Source organism: Pseudomonas viridiflava, assembly GCF_001642795.1.
Lineage (GTDB): Bacteria > Pseudomonadota > Gammaproteobacteria > Pseudomonadales > Pseudomonadaceae > Aquipseudomonas > Aquipseudomonas viridiflava.
This window is the reverse complement of sequence record NZ_LKEH01000017.1, coordinates 87406-102995: the sequence shown is the minus strand read 5'-3', so window position 1 is coordinate 102995 and position 15590 is coordinate 87406. Positions and strand designations below refer to the sequence as shown.

15 protein-coding genes are annotated in these 15590 nt (G+C 58.9%); 7 read left to right on the top strand and 8 right to left on the bottom strand.

The annotated features are described in order from the left end of the window. Nucleotides 1-25 precede the first annotated feature (25 nt). The 4 genes from AO065_RS01620 (at nt 26) to AO065_RS01605 (ending at nt 3123) form a co-directional block, all read left to right on the top strand. Nucleotides 26-847 (top strand): CheR family methyltransferase, encoded by an 822-nt coding sequence (locus tag AO065_RS01620; RefSeq protein WP_004884913.1) that lies wholly within the window; start codon nt 26-28, stop codon nt 845-847. Beyond that, nucleotides 844-1458, top strand: a complete 615-nt coding sequence (locus AO065_RS01615; protein ID WP_004884915.1) for a chemotaxis protein CheB — start codon at nt 844-846, stop codon at nt 1456-1458. The genes AO065_RS01620 and AO065_RS01615 overlap by 4 nt, the downstream gene beginning before the upstream one ends. After that, complete coding sequence (locus AO065_RS01610; protein WP_004884917.1) at nt 1452-2633, top strand: hybrid sensor histidine kinase/response regulator; 1182 nt, start codon at nt 1452-1454, stop codon at nt 2631-2633. Before AO065_RS01615 ends, AO065_RS01610 begins: the two co-directional genes overlap by 7 nt. A gap of 112 nt (nt 2634-2745) precedes the next feature. Next, the gene (locus AO065_RS01605; RefSeq protein WP_004884919.1) at nt 2746-3123 is read left to right on the top strand and encodes a response regulator; all 378 of its coding nucleotides are present in this window, start codon (nt 2746-2748) and stop codon (nt 3121-3123) included. 425 nt (nt 3124-3548) lie between these two features. Here AO065_RS01605 and AO065_RS01600 read toward each other — a convergent pair whose 3' ends face one another. Together AO065_RS01600 and AO065_RS01595 are read right to left on the bottom strand one after the other, a co-directional pair. Further along, nucleotides 3549-5579 carry a response regulator gene (locus AO065_RS01600; protein ID WP_004884920.1) on the bottom strand — a complete coding sequence of 677 codons (2031 nt, stop codon included), beginning with the start codon at nt 5577-5579 and terminating at the stop codon, nt 3549-3551. Continuing rightward, on the bottom strand, nt 5576-7060 hold the full coding sequence (locus tag AO065_RS01595) for an ATPase domain-containing protein (protein ID WP_004884923.1): 1485 nt from the start codon (nt 7058-7060) through the stop codon (nt 5576-5578). Before AO065_RS01595 ends, AO065_RS01600 begins: the two co-directional genes overlap by 4 nt. A 187-nt stretch (nt 7061-7247) precedes the next feature. Between AO065_RS01595 and AO065_RS01590 the strand changes: the two genes are divergently transcribed. Both AO065_RS01590 and nudC read left to right on the top strand, forming a co-directional pair. Next, a complete protein-coding gene (locus tag AO065_RS01590) occupies nt 7248-8090 on the top strand; it encodes a crotonase/enoyl-CoA hydratase family protein (protein ID WP_004884925.1) in 843 nt (280 codons plus the stop codon). Nucleotides 8091-8129: 39 nt separating this feature from the next. Then, a complete protein-coding gene (nudC, locus tag AO065_RS01585) occupies nt 8130-8966 on the top strand; it encodes an NAD(+) diphosphatase (RefSeq protein ID WP_004884927.1) in 837 nt (278 codons plus the stop codon). On the opposite strand, the gene AO065_RS01580 is transcribed toward nudC, so the two are convergent. The 6 genes from AO065_RS01580 to AO065_RS01555 all read right to left on the bottom strand — a co-directional run bounded on the left by AO065_RS01580 (nt 8934) and on the right by AO065_RS01555 (nt 14209). After that, nucleotides 8934-9713: a TSUP family transporter gene (locus AO065_RS01580; RefSeq protein WP_004884929.1), complete on the bottom strand. Its 780-nt coding sequence runs from the start codon at nt 9711-9713 to the stop codon at nt 8934-8936. The genes nudC and AO065_RS01580 overlap by 33 nt on opposite strands. Before the next feature lie 74 nt (nt 9714-9787). Continuing rightward, the gene (locus AO065_RS01575; RefSeq protein WP_004884931.1) at nt 9788-10936 is read right to left on the bottom strand and encodes a Gfo/Idh/MocA family protein; all 1149 of its coding nucleotides are present in this window, start codon (nt 10934-10936) and stop codon (nt 9788-9790) included. 109 nt (nt 10937-11045) lie between these two features. Beyond that, nucleotides 11046-11813, bottom strand: a complete 768-nt coding sequence (locus AO065_RS01570) for an SDR family oxidoreductase (RefSeq protein WP_004884933.1) — start codon at nt 11811-11813, stop codon at nt 11046-11048. A 23-nt stretch (nt 11814-11836) separates the two neighbouring features. After that, complete coding sequence (locus tag AO065_RS01565) at nt 11837-12904, bottom strand: phosphotransferase family protein (RefSeq protein ID WP_004884935.1); 1068 nt, start codon at nt 12902-12904, stop codon at nt 11837-11839. 208 nt (nt 12905-13112) lie between these two features. After that, nucleotides 13113-13430, bottom strand: coding sequence for an SCP2 sterol-binding domain-containing protein (locus AO065_RS01560; protein ID WP_004884937.1), 318 nt, complete (start codon nt 13428-13430; stop codon nt 13113-13115). 68 nt (nt 13431-13498) lie between these two features. Further along, nucleotides 13499-14209 (bottom strand): histidine phosphatase family protein, encoded by a 711-nt coding sequence (locus tag AO065_RS01555; RefSeq protein WP_004884940.1) that lies wholly within the window; start codon nt 14207-14209, stop codon nt 13499-13501. A gap of 203 nt (nt 14210-14412) precedes the next feature. Between AO065_RS01555 and sohB the strand changes: the two genes are divergently transcribed. Continuing rightward, a complete protein-coding gene (gene sohB, locus AO065_RS01550) occupies nt 14413-15438 on the top strand; it encodes a protease SohB (protein WP_054540862.1) in 1026 nt (341 codons plus the stop codon). Nucleotides 15439-15590: the final 152 nt, after the last annotated feature.

Below are 15590 nucleotides of genomic sequence, written 5' to 3'. Positions count from 1 at the left end.
TTCGTTCACACTTTCGGGTTCGTCCATGCACCTTGATCGCAATGCCGAGATCGAGTTGAGGCTGCTCATCGAGGCGATCTACCTCAAGTACAGCTACGACTTTCGGGATTATTCCGGCGCTTCGGTCAAGCGTCGTGTGGCGCACGCGTTGCGCCAGTTCGATTGCAGCACGATCTCCGCATTGCAGGAGCGGGTGCTGCATGACCCGGCCGCGTTCATGCAGTTGCTGCAGATCCTCACCATTCCGGTGAGCGAGATGTTTCGTGATCCGTCGCACTTCCTTGCCATTCGCCAGGAAGTCGTGCCGCTGTTGCGCACCTATCCTTCCATCAAAGTATGGATCGCCGGCTGCAGCACAGGCGAGGAGGTGTATTCGATGGCCATCCTGCTGCGCGAGGAAGGGCTGCTGGAGCGCACAATCATCTACGCCACCGACATCAATCCCAGTTCGCTGGAGAAAGCCAAGCAGGGCATCTTCTCGATGGAAAACCTGCGCGCCTATACCGAGAACTATCGCAAGTCCGGTGGGCTGCGGGATTTCACCGAGTACTACACATCGGCCTACGATTACGCGATCTTCGACAAAACATTGCGTGAAAACGTGACCTTCGCCGATCACAGTCTGGCGACAGATAGTGTATTCTCCGAGACCCAGCTAATATCGTGTCGTAACGTATTGATTTACTTCAATAAAAAGCTTCAGGATAGGGCCTTCGGGCTGTTTCATGACTCGCTCTGCCACCGGGGTTTCCTGGCGCTGGGCAGCAAGGAGACGCTCGAGTTTTCGGCCTATGGCAATGCGTTCGAGACGCTGGTCAAGCCTGAGCGGATCTACCGCAAATCATGAAGACGACCTTTGCCGGTGCTTCGGCCGACGACGTTCTGCCGGTGGTGGATGCGATCGTGGTCGGTGCTTCGGCGGGCGGCGTCGAGGCGCTGCTGAGAATTTTCACTTGTCTGCGGCCGGGGTTCGGCTTGCCGATCCTGGTGGTGCTGCATTTGCCGGATGATCGTCGCAGTCAGTTGGCGCATGTGTTCCAGAGTCGCCTGCCGTTTCCGGTAAAGGAAGCCGACGACAAGGAAAGCATCAGGCCCGGCACGTTGTACTTTGCGCCGTCGGGTTATCACCTCTCTGTCGAGACTGACCGTACGTTGTCATTGAGTCAGGAAGACCGGGTTTTCTATTCAAGACCGAGCATCGACATTCTGTTCGACTCGGCCTCTGACGCCTACGGTGAGCGCCTGGCGGGCGTGCTACTGACCGGTGCCAACAACGACGGAGCGCAGGGATTGCTGCAAATCAAGCATTATAAAGGTTTCACGGTTATTCAGGACCCGCAGCAGGCCCAGGCGAGTACCATGCCCGAGGCCGCCCTGGCGCTGCATTCGCCGGATTACCTTCTGTCTTTGAACGAAATCGGCCCGTTGCTGGCCGAGCTGGAACGAATCGCATGCTAAATGAAGTCCAGGCAAAACTGCTGATCGTCGACGATCTGCCGGAGAACCTGCTGGCCCTCGAAGCGCTGATCAAGCGTGAGGACCGACTGGTGTTCAAGGCGCTGTCGGCCGACGAGGCGTTGTCGCTCCTGCTGCAGCATGAATTCGCGCTGGCCATCCTTGATGTGCAAATGCCGGGCATGAATGGCTTCGAGCTGGCCGAGCTGATGCGCAGCACTGAGAAGACCAAGAGCATCCCCATCGTGTTCGTCAGCGCTGCGGGTCGCGAGCTCAATTACGCCTTCAAGGGCTATGAAAGCGGCGCGGTGGACTTCCTGCACAAGCCGCTGGACATCCATGCGGTGAAGAGCAAGGTCAACGTATTCGTCGATCTGTTCCGGCAGCGCAAGGCCATGAAGATGCAGGTCGAAGAACTCGAGCGTAGCCGGCAGGAGCAGGAAGCCCTGCTCAAGCGCCTGCAATCCACTCAGGGTGAGCTTGAGCACGCGATACGCATGCGCGATGACTTCATGTCGATCGTATCCCACGAGGTGCGCACGCCGCTCAACGGCCTCATTCTGGAAACCCAGTTGCGTCAGTTGCACTTGGCCAAGGGCAACATGTCGGCATTTACGCTCGATAAGCTGCGCGCCATGGTCGACCGCGACGAGCGTCAGATTCAGAGCCTGATACGGCTGATCGAGGACATGCTGGACGTGTCTCGCATTCGAACAGGCAAGCTGTCGATCCGGCCCAGTCCGTTTGATCTGTGCGAGCTGGTAACCCAACTGTTGGAAAATTTCTCGGCCCAGATTGCGGCGGCGAACTCGAGCGTCACGCTGGTCGCCGAAGAACCGGTTATTGGTGTCTGGGACGAGTTCAGGATTGAACAGGTGGTTGCCAACCTGCTGACCAATGCGCTGCGCTATGGCGCTCGTAAGCCCATCGAGGTCCGCGTTTACAGCGAAGCGGGGCAGGCGAGTGTCGAGGTTCGCGATCAGGGCATCGGGATCACTCCTGAAAACCAGAAGCGCATCTTCCAGCAGTTCGAACGTGTCTCGGCCAACCATGCAGTCGCCGGACTCGGTCTCGGTCTGTTCATCTCGGAACAGATCGTCATGGCCCATGGCGGCCGGATCGAAGTGGAAAGCGAAGAGGGCAAGGGTTCGGTTTTCCGCGTCTGCCTGCCCCAATAATCGGGCAGCCGTCAAAAACAGATGGCATTACGGAATTATCGTATTTCCGTCGCAACCTCCGCAGCGCGCCGTGGTCGTATTGGCAGCTATCTATAAGATCAAAGGCAGTTCAATGAGCGCTGATGCAGAAAACGTCGTACTTATCGTCGAAGATGAACCCCTGATCCTGATGCTGCTGGCTGATTACCTGTCGGGCGTGGGCTATCGCGTCCTGCAGGCCGAGAACGGTGAGCAGGCGTTCGAGATTCTCGCCACCAAACCGCACCTGGACCTGATGATCACCGACTATCGCCTGCCTGGCGGTATTTCGGGCGTGCAGATTGCGGAGCCAGCGGTCAAGTTACGACCGGAACTGAAGGTCATTTTCATCAGCGGTTATCCCGCAGAAATCATTGATTCGGGCAGCCCGATAGCGGCCAAGGCTCCCATTCTGGCCAAGCCGTTCACCATGGAAACGCTGCAGTCGCAGATCCAGGATTTGCTGGCCTGATTGTTTGCCAAAATCCGTTTCTGCCCGGAGGGCTCAGGGGCTCTTGGATGTTACGAGGGCAACGATGGGCTGCGTAGCGGCCCCAGGTCGCATCTGACACACCGCTTGCATCGGTTTTGCTGCCGGTTCCCGGCAGATCGCGGGCAAGCCGCCTCTTATCAAACAACCTGCAACCCACTGAAGAGACACAATTTGTGGGAGCGGACTTGTCCGCGAAAAGGCCGGTACATCCGACGCATATGCGGTGGCTGAAACACTGCATTCGCGGACAATTCCGCTCCCACGACGCCCGGTGTTTGCTGCGCTACAGCGCTCCGTCAAAGATGCGGTGAGCATTCCCACAGTCTGGTTTCTGCTGCGCGATGGCGGGAAAGACTCAAGAGTCGGGATGGTGCTCAACAGAGGGCTTTCGGGCTTGATCTTTATCAAGCCTCGATCATTTCCCGCACTTTGGACGTCAGGTGATCAAACGCGAAGGGTTTGGTGATCAGTTGCATGCCGGTGTCCAGGAATCCTGAGCGTGCAGCGGCATGCTCGGCGTAACCGGTGATGAACAACACCTTAAGCTCCGGCCGCAGTTGCCGGGCAATTTCCGCGAGCTGACGACCGTTCATGCCCGGAAGCCCGACATCGCTGATCAAGAGGTCGATTCGCTGACCGGATTCCAGTATCGGCACTGCAGACAGGGAATCACCTGCCTCGATGAAGGCGTATCCAAGCTCACTGAGCACCTCGCTGACCAGCGCCCTGACGGCCGGGTCGTCTTCGACGATCAGCACGGTTTCGCCTTCTTTGGCGTACACCGCATTGCTCTGGAAGCTTTGCTCGTCCTCGTCCTGATTGCCTTTGAAGCGCGGCAGGAACAATTCCACGGTGGTGCCACGACCGACTTCGCTTTTGATTGCCACATGACCGTGAGACTGTTTGCTGAAGCCGTAGATCATGGACAGCCCGAGGCCTGTGCCCTGGCCAATCGGCTTGGTCGTGAAAAACGGGTCGAATGCGCGGCTGATGACCGCTTCCGGCATGCCGCAGCCGTTGTCGGTGATGCTCAGGACGACGTAGTCGCCCGGCAGCAGGTTCTCGTGAGCGTTGGTAAAGGATTTGTCCAACTGACGGTTGTAAGTCTCGACCGTCAGCAGTCCGCCATCAGGCATCGCGTCGCGGGCGTTGAGTACCAGATTGAGGAGGGCGTTTTCCAACTGGTTGGGGTCCGCCTCGGCAGTCCAGAGGTCGCTGGCCAAATGCATTTCCAGCTGGATGCTTTCGTTGACGCTGCGCTGAATCAGCTCGCCCATGGCGTTGATCAGGTGGTTCATCTCTACCGGCTTCGAGTCCAGCGACTGGCGACGTGAAAACGCCAGCAGACGATGAGTGAGGGCGGCCGCCCGGTTGGCGGACGTCACGCCCAGGTCGATCAGGTTGTCCAGGCCTTCGGTACGACCGCGTGCCAGACGTCGTCTGATCAACTCCAGGCTGCCGATGATGCCGGTCAACATGTTGTTGAAATCGTGGGCAATGCCGCCGGTCAACTGACCGACCGCTTCCATCTTCTGCGACTGTCGCAGCACTTCTTCCTTGTGGCGCAGCTGCGAGGTGCGTTCTTCGACCTGCTGTTCCAGTGTTTCGTTGAGGCGTCTGAGCTGGGATTCAGCCTGTTTGCGCTCGGTGATGTCGGATGTCACGCCGACCAGCGAGCTGACGTGGCCGTTATTGTCGCGGATGGAGCGGGCGCGCACATCGACCCAGTTGAGCGACCCGTCTGGCCAGACATTGCGATATTCAATGATGAAGTCGACGCCCGTATCCAGACTGCGCTGCAGTGCGGACTGCATGCGCGGCTGGTCCTCGGGATAAACGACAGCGAGCCAGTCTTCGTATGTGAAGGCCTGATGCTCTTCACGGCCGTAATGACCTCGGGTGATAGCAGAGCAGGTGAGTAGCAGGCGCTCGGATTCAAGCTCCCATGAGCCGAGCCGTCCGGCCTTGAGTGCATTTTGCAGGCGTTTTTCGCTTTCCAGCAGGTCTTCCAGGCGTGCACGCGCTTCGTACTGACGTCGTCGCCCGCGTACCGCAGTCGCCACCAGGCTGACTAGCGTGACAGGATGGAAGGGGCGTTCCAGGAACGTGACATTGCCCAGCAGACTGCCCATTCGCGCCGACGGATTCTGCTCGGGGCCGCCATGATGAGTCAGCAGGACAATAGGCAGGTCCGACCAGGTAGGCTGCTGACCCAGCAGGTCGAGCAGCGGCGTGATGTCAACGGTACGCAGAGCCTCGTCGGCGACGATCACAAGACCTGCGCCGGTTTCCAGTTCTGCAACCAGTTCGTTGAGGTCGCGTGCAACGGTTGCCGGGTAGCCGGCTTCCTTGAGAATCATCAGGGCAATCTGGCTGTCCCGTCCACGAGGCGCCAGGATGACCGCCCGCTCTGAAAGTTGCCCCTTAATACTCACAAGTCTTCGTCCGTCAACAGCGGTTTGCTTTCGCCCAGATAGGTAGGAACGCCGCGCAATACGCCCTGGAAGGCTTCCAGCGGCGCACCGATCTTCAAACCCTTGCTACTGATCCGGTATTCGCGAATGGTCGATTCGTGCATACCGGTGCGTTTCTTGATGATGGAAATGGCCCGGCGCACCTGGCCCAGCGCTTCGAAATAGCGCAGCAGAATCACGCTGTCGGCCAGATAGGTGATGTCGACCGGCGAACGCATGTCGCCGACCAGTCCGTGCTGCGCGACGGTCATGAACGTCGAGGCGCCGCGGCGGTTCAGATACAGCAGCAATTCGTGCATGTGCAGAACCAGCGCGTTTTCTTCCGGCATGGACGCCTGATAACCGTTGATACTGTCAATCACCACAGTCTTGATCTGCTTCTGATCGACTGCGCGTCTGACGCGATGGGAGAACTCGCCTGGTGACAGTTCGGCGGCGTCGATCTGCTCGATCAGCATGTTGCCGGTCTCCTGCAGCGCACGCAGGTCGATGCCGATTTTCAGCATGCGCTCGAACAGCAGGCCCATCTCCTCGTCAAAGATGAACAGCCCGACTCGCTCACCTCGGGCAACTGCCTGAGCCGCAAAAACCATCGAGATAAGTGACTTGCCGGTGCCCGCAGGACCCAGGATCAACGTGCTGGAGCCGCCTTCGATGCCGCCGCCCAGCAAATCGTCCAGCTCCTGAATGCCGCTGCTGAACTGAGCGCGTGAATAGTCTGATCGATGCTCGGCGGCCACCAATCTTGGAAAGACGTGAATACCATCTTCAGCAATAGTGAAGTCATGAAAGCCGCCACGGTACTTCTGGCCACGGTACTTGACGATCTTCAGACGCCTGCGTTCTGCGCCGTAGGCAGGTGTCAGGGATTCGAGCCGAATCACACCGTGGGCGACGCTGTGCACGGTCTTGTCCAGCGCTTCGGTGGTCAGGTCATCCAGCAGCACGACGGTCGCGTCATAGCGCGCAAAGTAGTGCTTGATCGCCAGGATCTGACGGCGATAGCGCAACGAGCTTTGCGCCAGCAGGCGAATTTCCGAAAGGCTGTCGATGACCACGCGGGTTGGCTTTACGCGTTCGACCACTTCGAAAATCTGCCGTGTCGCTTCGCCCAACTCCAGGTCGGAGGAGTACAGCAGGCTCTGATGGTGGTCAGCGTCCAGCAGGCTTTCTGGCGGCGTCAGCTCAAAAATCTTGATGTGCTCATCCAGCTCCCAGCCGTGGGAACGTGCGCCGTCGCGCAGCTCCCGTTCGGTCTCGGAAAGCGTGATATACAGCGACGTTTCGCCCGCTTGGGCGCCTGCCAGCAGGAACTGCAGCGCTACGGTTGTCTTGCCGGTTCCGGGTTCTCCTTCGAGAAGGAAAACGTGACAGCGTGAAAGACCTCCCGAAAGGATGTCGTCCAGACCTTCAATGCCGGTTGCCGCTTTTGACGTATTCAAGTATCGCCCTCTGATGACTGACGGAGCAGTAGTAGTGTCACCCATTACTGGACATCATGGCACTACGACGGTTCAGACTATTTGGTGGCCCGCCTGGCCTGCGCCCTTGCCACAAGGGCATATGGGTCCGGCAAATGTCACAACAGTCGCCTGACAGCAATCGTGACTGGATTGTTATAGTCCAACGATGGAAATTCACCTGCCTGAGGATCAAGCCGTGCGCGACTACCAAACCTTTCTGGTTGAACTGAACGACAACATTGCCCATGTGCAGATCAATCGTGCTGACAAGATCAACGCCATGAGCGACGCGTTCTGGACCGAGATCATCGAGATCTTCCAGTGGATCGAGCGTGAGGATGAGGTGCGGGTGGTGGTGCTCAGCGGCGCGGGCAAACATTTCTCGTCCGGTATCGACCTGAAGATGCTCGCGTCGGTCGCAGGCCAGCTCGGCAAGGATGCCGGGCGTAATGCGCGGGTGCTCAGGCGCACCATCCTCGACATGCAGGCCTCGTTCACTGCCGTGGACACGTGTCGCAAGCCAGTCCTTGCGGCGATTCAGGGCTACTGTCTGGGCGGTGCAATCGATCTGGTGTCGGCGTGCGACATGCGCTACGCCGCAGCCGATGTGCAGTTCGCGATTCGCGAAATCGACATGGGCATGGCGGCCGATGTCGGCACCCTGCAACGCCTGCCGCGAATCATCCCGGACGGCATCATGCGCGAGCTGGCCTACACGGGGCGTATGGTCGAAGCCGATGAGGCGCTGCGTATCGGCCTCATCAACCAGTGCTTTACCGATAAAGCCGCGTTGCTTGACGGCGTGATGGCCATCGCTCGACAGATTGCCGAAAAGTCGCCGATTGCCATTGAAGGCACCAAGCAGATGATCGGCTACATGCGTGACCACAGCGTGGATGATGGGCTTGAGCACGTTGCTATCTGGAACGCTGCCATGTTGCAATCAGCGGACCTGAAGCTGGCAATGGTTGCCCAGATGAGCAAGCAGAAGCCAGTCTTCGACAATTGAAGCGGTAGTACGCTTGCGTTCGAACAGAGGAGTTTTTCCATGACGCGCCCGGAGCGTTGGACGACCGCGGTACTGGATATCGAGGCCAGTGGCGGTTGGGCCGTGGTCCATGGTGACCAGGGATTTCTGCTGGACAGCAACGGGGTGATGTTCCCCAGAGCCTGGCTAAAGGGGCTGGACCTGCCGGTACAGAGCGAGCACGGCATCGGTCACTTTGATGGCGAGGCCGTCTATCTGCTGGTGCTTGAGCGGTCGGTAGCGGTTGAGGGCTGTTCGTGGCAGGGCCTGCGGCAGTTCATGCTGGAGGGTGACTTTGCCATCTTCGAAATGCTGGGTTACGCAGCGCAGATCAGCACCTGGGCCCGGGAGCACCGTTTCTGCGGGGCCTGCGGCCGTCCGACGGTGCAGGTGCATGGCGAGCGCGCCATGTACTGCGAACATGACAACCTGCGGCTCTATCCGCGCATTTCACCTTCCATGATCGTGCTGATCACTCGCGGCGACGAGATCCTGCTGGCACGGTCGCCACGCTTTGTGACGGGCGTTTACAGTACGCTGGCGGGGTTCGTCGAGCCCGGTGAGTCAGCCGAGGATTGTGTGCGTCGTGAGGTGATGGAAGAGGTGCAGGTGCGCATCAAAAACCTCAAATACATGGGCAGCCAGTGCTGGCCGTTTCCGCATTCGATGATGCTGGGCTTTCATGCTGAATACGACAGCGGTGAGATTGTGCCTCAGGCCGATGAAATCGAGGACGCACGCTGGTTCCGGATCGATGACCTGCCACCCCTGCCAGCCAATCGTTCCATTGCGCGTTATTTGATCGAGGCCTATCTGGCCGAGCGATCAGGCGCCCCCGAACCAGTGTTGCCAGGCTAGACGCACGGTCAGGCCCAGTACCACAGTGATGAACACAGGGCGGATGAATTTCGCGCCGCCCTTGATCGCCGTTCCTGCCCCGAAGTAGGCGCCGAGCATCACCGCCAGACCCATGCAAAGGCCGATCACGTAATCCACCTGACCCGAGAACATGAACACCGACAGCGCCACCGCATTGCTGACGAAGTTCATGCTGCGCGCTACGCCGCTGGCCTTGACCAGATCGACCGGGTAAATCAGTAGTGTGCTGACCGTCCAGAAAGCGCCGGTTCCAGGGCCTGCGACGCCGTCGTAGAAGCCCAGACCCATCCCCTGAGGCAGTTGCCATTTCTTCTTGATCGGAGCATCGCTGTCCAGCGGCGCCTTGGGTGTGCCGCCAAACAGCAGGTACAGGCCGCAGCCGAACACAATCACTGGCAGCATCTGATTCAGCCATTCGGCAGGCAGATAATGAGCAATCACTGCGCCGATTGCCGCGCCGACAGCCGTGCCGACAATGGCGTGAACCCACTGTTTCGGATCGAACAGCTTGCGCCGGTAGAACGTGAAGCTGGCAGTCGCCGAGCCGAACGTCGAGCTGAGCTTGTTGGTGCCCAGTACCAGATGAGGCGGCAGGCCTGCGGTCATCAGGGCTGGCGTGGTCAGCAGTCCGCCGCCGCCTGCGATGGCGTCGATGAATCCGGCAATGAAGGCAACCACCGCCAGAATGGCGAGGGTGGTCAGGTCGACGCTGAGTTCGAAAGGCATGGAGGGCGGCTTATTGGCAGAAGGGCAGAATGGCGGCGCATTCTAACCCTTTGCCGAATGTTGCAGGAAGCCTGTCAGATATCCGCGAGCGCGATCCAGCGTTGCTGCTCGGCGGCCAGGCGAATGGCCGCCGCCAGGCGTTCGATCTGCCAGGCTTCCTCGAAGTCTGGGCCACGGTTGCCTTGGCCGCACATCGACAGGATCAGCGCCTGGACCTCCAGCGCCTTGAGTTCGTTGTACCCCAGCTGGTGACCCGGCGCAGGGCAGAACGCGGCGTAACCGGGCAGTGAAGGGCCTGCCAGCAGTCGTTGGAAGCCGTCCCGGCCGGGCGCTCCGGCGCGGTATAGACGCAGTTCGTTGAGCCTTTCCTGATCGAAGGCCAGTGTGCCTTTGGTGCCGCTGATCTCGAAGCTGAGATGATTCTTGTAGCCGTGCTTGAGCCAGCTGCTGCTGAAGGTCCCGCGTGCGCCATTGGCGAAGCGCAGCAGGGCATGGGTCTGGTCGTCGACGGCAATGTCGCGCAGTTCGGTGCTGCCCGCGCTGGCAGGGCGCTGGCGGTGAACGGTGCTGACATCGGCACATACCGCTTCGACGTCGCCCAGCAGATAGCGCGCCATGGCCAGCAGGTGGCTGCCCAGGTCGGCCAGGGCTCCGCCTGCATGAGCCGCTTCGCAGCGCCACGACCAGGGCGACTGCGCATCGCCCATGAAGTCTTCACTGAATTCGCCCTGAAAGCTGACGATTTCGCCCAGTTCGCCAGCCTCGATCATTTCCCGGGCCAGGCCAATCATGGGGTTGTGCTGGTAGTTGTAACCCACCTGGGTCACGACGCCTGCGGCTCTGGCGCTGCGTCGCATCTGATCGGCCTGGGCCAGGCTCACTGCCAAAGGTTTTTCGCAGTACACCGCCTTGCCTGCGGCAATGGCGGCCATGGCCATCGGGAAATGCAGATGGTTGGGCGTGGTGATCGCCACGATTTGTACGCTCGGATCATCGATCAATTGCTGCCAGTCGGCATGGCTGCGATCAAAACCCCAGGCCTGCGCACACTGCTCGGCGCGTACGCTGTCGGCATCGGCCAGCGCGGCGAGGCGAATGCGTGCGGGAAGGTCAAGGGCCGCGTTGGCGTTGCCGAATGCCAGCGCGTGAGCACGGCCCATGAAACCGGTACCAATAAGACCGATACCGTATTCCGGAAGGGTGGAAGAAGTGGTTTCCCGCATGACATTCTCCAGAAAGGATTGTTGTTATGCGGAAAATATATTCCAAATAATTAATTAATGGAAAATATAATTCATATCGCAGCTTTGAGGTTACCTCAGCGCTGGCTGGTCAGGACAGGAAACCGCCATCCACGTTCAGCGCAACGCCAGTGGTGTAGCTGGAAGCCTCGCTGGCAAGGTACAAGACGGCTCCAGCCATTTCACTAGGCGCTGCCACGCGCTTGAGCGGTATCTGCGCCAGCGCCATGTTCAGGATCGCGTCGTTCTTGACCAGCGCCGAAGCGAATTTGGTGTCGGTCAGGCCGGGCAGCAGGGCGTTGCAGCGGATGCCGAAGCCCGCGCATTCCTTGGCGAATACTTTGGTCATGTTGATCACTGCAGCCTTGGTCATCGAATAGACGCCCTGGAACGCGCCAGGTGATACCGCGTTGATCGACGCCACGTTGATGATGCTGCCGCCGCCGGTCTCGCGCATCAGCTTGCCGGCTTCCACCGACATGAAGAAATAGCCGCGAATGTTCACGTCCACGGTTTTCTGGAACGCGCTGAGGTCGGTGTCCAGCACGTTGCAGAATTGCGGGTTGGTGGCGGCATTGTTGACCAGAATGTCCAGACGCCCGAACTGTTCCCGAATCTGCGCGAAGACGCTGCCGATCTGTTCCATTTCGCCGATATGACACGCGATTGCAGTGGCCTTGCCGCCTTCTGCGATGATTGCGTCGGCGATGGTCTGGCACCCGTCGATTTTACGACTGGACACGATGACATGGGCGCCTTGCTGGGCCAGCAGGCGGGCAATGGCCTCACCGATCCCGCGACTGGCGCCGGAAACGAAAGCGATTTTGCCGTCGAGGTCGAAGAGTTGGGTTCTGGACATGTCTTTTCCTTGTTCTGATGTCATCAAAGGCTGGATTTGGCAATTACATTGAGGCTCATCTGCTCCAGCAGCCGGTTCATGTGAATGAACTGTGCGAAGCGTTTGTCCTGCGTCTGGCCGTGATAGAACCGGTAATAGATCTGCTGCACGATACCGGCCAGACGAAACAGGCCGTAGGTGTAATAGAAATCGAAGTTGTCGATCCGCACGCCGGCGCGTTCCGCGTAGTAATCCACGAATTGCTGGCGGGTCAACATGCCGGGCGCATGGCTGGGCTGACGACGCATCAGTTGCACGGGCGCCGGGTCATCGGCCTGAATCCAGTAGGCGAGGGTGTTGCCCAGGTCCATCAGCGGATCGCCCAGGGTGGTCAGTTCCCAGTCCAGCACGCCGATGATGTGCATCGGGTTTTCCGGGTCGAGGATCACGTTATCGAAGCGGTAGTCGTTGTGGACGATGCTGGCAACCGGTGAGTCGGCTGGCATCTTCGCAGCCAGCCAGGCCTTGACCTGATCCCACGCGGGCGCGTCGGGGGTCATGGCTTTCTCGTAGCGTTCGGTCCAGCCCAGAATCTGCCGCTGCACGTAGCCGTGGGGTTTGCCCAGATCGCCCAGGCCACAGGCCTGATAATCGACCCGGTGAAGGTCCACCAGCTTGTCGATAAAGCTCTTGCACAGGTCCTCGGTCTGCCTTGCGTCCAGACCCAGCGCGGGTGGCAGGTCCGAACGCAGGATGATGCCCTGGACGCGTTCCATCAGATAGAACTCGGACCCGATGACCGATTCGTCGGTGCAGTGCAGGTAAGCCTGAGGGCAGTAGGGAAACGCGTCCTTGAGTTGATTGAGGATGCGATATTCGCGGCCCATGTCGTGGGCCGAGCGCGCCTTGTGCCCGAAGGGCGGCCGACGCAGCACCAGTTCCCGTTCGGGATACTGGATCAGGTAGGTGAGATTCGAGGCGCCGCCCGGAAACTGACTGATAAGCGGCGTGCCATGCAGCTCCGGAAGATGGTTTTTGAGATACGGATCGATGAGGGCGACGTCAAGTTCTTCGCCGCTACGGATGTCCGTGGACTGGTCGGTCAGCGCCATGCTTATCCCTTCTGCTTATTATGGTCAGCCAGAAACATTGACTAATCTAATGATAGGCGAGCCCGCGAACAACTGCCGGACCGCTTTATAGGCTAGCGTGTTGCCGCTCAATCAGCGGCCTTGATCACTGGACATGAACGGTCAGGCGAAAAAAAACCGAAGCCTGTCGGCTTCGGTTTCTTCAGATGCATCAAGCGTTTTCCTGGATTTATACCGGAAACAGTTCGCTCAGCTTCATCGCCAGCATCATGTCGCCTTCAGCGCGCAGCTTGCCGCCCATAAAAGCCTGCATGCCGTCGGTTTCGCCGCTGACAATGCCTTTGAGCGTTTGGCTGTCCATCACCAGCGTGACGTTGGCATCAGGGTTCTCGCCTTCCTGCAGGTCGCAGGTGCTGTCCTTGACGATCAGAGCGTAGTACTTGTCTTCGTCGGTGATATGGAAACCGAATACCAGGTCCAGGCCGGCAGCGGCGCTTGGGTTGAACTTGGCTTGCATGGTTTTCACGGCGTCAGCTGTTGAGGTCATGTCTTGATCCTTTTATGGGTTCTGATGTTGGTGATTTCTGGCGCCCGACGAGCGCGCTTTTGGCCTGCTCAGCGATAGGTGATGAGCTCCGGCGCCTTCAGCAGTTGCAGGTGCGTATAACCGTTGAAGGAAGCCAAGGTCACTTCGTTGTCTCTGAAGCCTAGCCGGTGCAACGAAGTGTTGACGATGTGCCAGTTGAGTTCGAATGCCTGCTGTGCAGGCATGCCTGTAATCAGATGCAGCAGCGCGGTAATGGTGCCGCCGGAGGTGAACACGGCGATGCGCTCATTGGGCGCTGCGTTCTGGACGATCCGGTCCAGCCCCGCCTTTACCCTTGCGACGAAACCCAGCCAGCTCTGCAGGCCGAGGGTGTCGTGCTGACCACCGATCCAGCGACCGATAATCAGTGAAAACAGGCGCTGAAATTCGGCGCGATTGTTGGCGGCATCCCGCAGGATATCCAGCGCCTTCGGTTCTTGCGACAGCATGGCGGGGATCAGGGCACGCATGACGCCTTCGGCATCGAATTCGTCGAAAGCACTGTCGATTTCAAGCTCCGGCACATTCAGACCGGCTTCGCCGAACTGGGCCAGCGCATTGAGCGCGGTGTCTTTCTGACGACGCAGGTCGCCGGAGATGCAACGATCGAAGCTGATACCCAGATCCACAAGGTGTGCGCCGACAATCTGTGCCTGACGAATGCCCACAGGCGACAGGACGTCGTAATCGTCTGCACCAAATGAGGCCTGGCCATGTCGTATCAGGTAGATGCTGCCCACGTCCGGTTCGTCTCGGTACGTTGAAGGTCTGGCGAGGTTATGAGGGATGCCGGGGAGCTGTCAATAAAAAAACATACGCTCGTTTGAAATCACCGTTTTAATGGCTGGTAACCCTTGCCGCTGGTGATCGTGAGGGGGCGTCGGTATGCTGGCGACATCGCGGCCCTTGATTGGTAAGGGCGCAATGCAAGTGAGGATTATCCGTGGAGTTCGTTGTCGATTACGCCAGTTTTCTGGCCAAGACAGTCACGCTGGTGGTTGCCATCATCGTGGTGCTGGTCGCCATTGCGTCCATGCGTGGCAAGGGACGTCGCAAAACCGCCGGACAATTGCAGGTCACGCGCCTCAATGACTTCTACAAAGGTCTGCGCGAGCGTCTGGAACAGTCGCTGCTGGGCAAGGATCGCCTCAAGGCGCTTCGCAAGGAGCAGGCCAAGGCGCTGAAGAAAGAGAAGAAGGACAAGATCGAAGAGAAGGCCCGCGTTTACGTGCTGGACTTCGATGGGGATATCAAGGCCTCTGCCACCGAAAGCATGCGCCACGAGATCACGGCACTGCTGACACTGGCCACCGACAAGGACGAAGTGGTGCTGCGTCTGGAAAGCGGCGGCGGTATGGTTCACAGCTATGGGCTGGCGTCTTCGCAGCTGGCCCGTATACGTCAGGCAGGCATTCCGCTGACCATCTGTATCGACAAGGTGGCCGCCAGCGGCGGTTACATGATGGCGTGCATCGGCAACAAAATCATCAGCGCCCCGTTTGCGATTCTCGGGTCCATTGGCGTTGTCGCTCAATTGCCCAACGTCAACCGTCTGCTGAAGAAACACGACATCGACTTTGAAGTGCTGACCGCTGGTGAATACAAACGCACGCTGACGGTGTTCGGCGAAAACACCGAGAAGGGTCGCGAGAAGTTTCAGCAGGATCTGGACATCACTCACGACCTGTTCAAGAATTTCGTCGCCAGTTATCGCCCGCAGCTTTCCATCGATGAGGTCGCGACCGGCGAAGTCTGGCTGGGCATGGCTGCGCTGGACAAGCAACTGGTGGATGAACTCAAGACCAGCGATGAATACCTGGCCGAGCGCGCCAAGGATGCCGATGTGTTCCATCTGCACTACGTACAACGCAAGAGCCTGCAGGAGCGCATGGGCATGGCAGCGGCGGCGTCGGCAGATGGCTTGGTAGCAAAGTGGTGGGGACGACTGACGCAGCAGCGGTTCTGGTGATTGTTGCTTCTCCGGTCAGAGCGATGGACACGATCAGTAGATGTCCTCAAGATCGTTCCTACGCTCCGCGCTCATCGTTATACACAAATCATCTGGCTATCCGGAGAGGCAGCCCCACTGATGTGCTTTTGTAGCGCGGTAGTAAGAACACT

What these genes read in the sequence shown, in the direction of transcription:
- AO065_RS01620 (WP_004884913.1), top strand. Translation starts at nt 26, where the DNA reads ATGCACCTTGATCGCAATGCCGAGATCGAGTTGAGGCTGCTCATCGAG.
- AO065_RS01615 (WP_004884915.1), top strand. Translation starts at nt 844, where the DNA reads ATGAAGACGACCTTTGCCGGTGCTTCGGCCGACGACGTTCTGCCGGTG.
- AO065_RS01610 (WP_004884917.1), top strand. Translation starts at nt 1,452, where the DNA reads ATGCTAAATGAAGTCCAGGCAAAACTGCTGATCGTCGACGATCTGCCG.
- AO065_RS01605 (WP_004884919.1), top strand. Translation starts at nt 2,746, where the DNA reads ATGAGCGCTGATGCAGAAAACGTCGTACTTATCGTCGAAGATGAACCC.
- AO065_RS01590 (WP_004884925.1), top strand. Translation starts at nt 7,248, where the DNA reads ATGGAAATTCACCTGCCTGAGGATCAAGCCGTGCGCGACTACCAAACC.
- nudC (WP_004884927.1), top strand. Translation starts at nt 8,130, where the DNA reads ATGACGCGCCCGGAGCGTTGGACGACCGCGGTACTGGATATCGAGGCC.
- AO065_RS01580 (WP_004884929.1), bottom strand. Translation starts at nt 9,713, where the DNA reads ATGCCTTTCGAACTCAGCGTCGACCTGACCACCCTCGCCATTCTGGCG.
- AO065_RS01575 (WP_004884931.1), bottom strand. Translation starts at nt 10,936, where the DNA reads ATGCGGGAAACCACTTCTTCCACCCTTCCGGAATACGGTATCGGTCTT.
- AO065_RS01570 (WP_004884933.1), bottom strand. Translation starts at nt 11,813, where the DNA reads ATGTCCAGAACCCAACTCTTCGACCTCGACGGCAAAATCGCTTTCGTT.
- AO065_RS01565 (WP_004884935.1), bottom strand. Translation starts at nt 12,904, where the DNA reads ATGGCGCTGACCGACCAGTCCACGGACATCCGTAGCGGCGAAGAACTT.
- AO065_RS01560 (WP_004884937.1), bottom strand. Translation starts at nt 13,430, where the DNA reads ATGACCTCAACAGCTGACGCCGTGAAAACCATGCAAGCCAAGTTCAAC.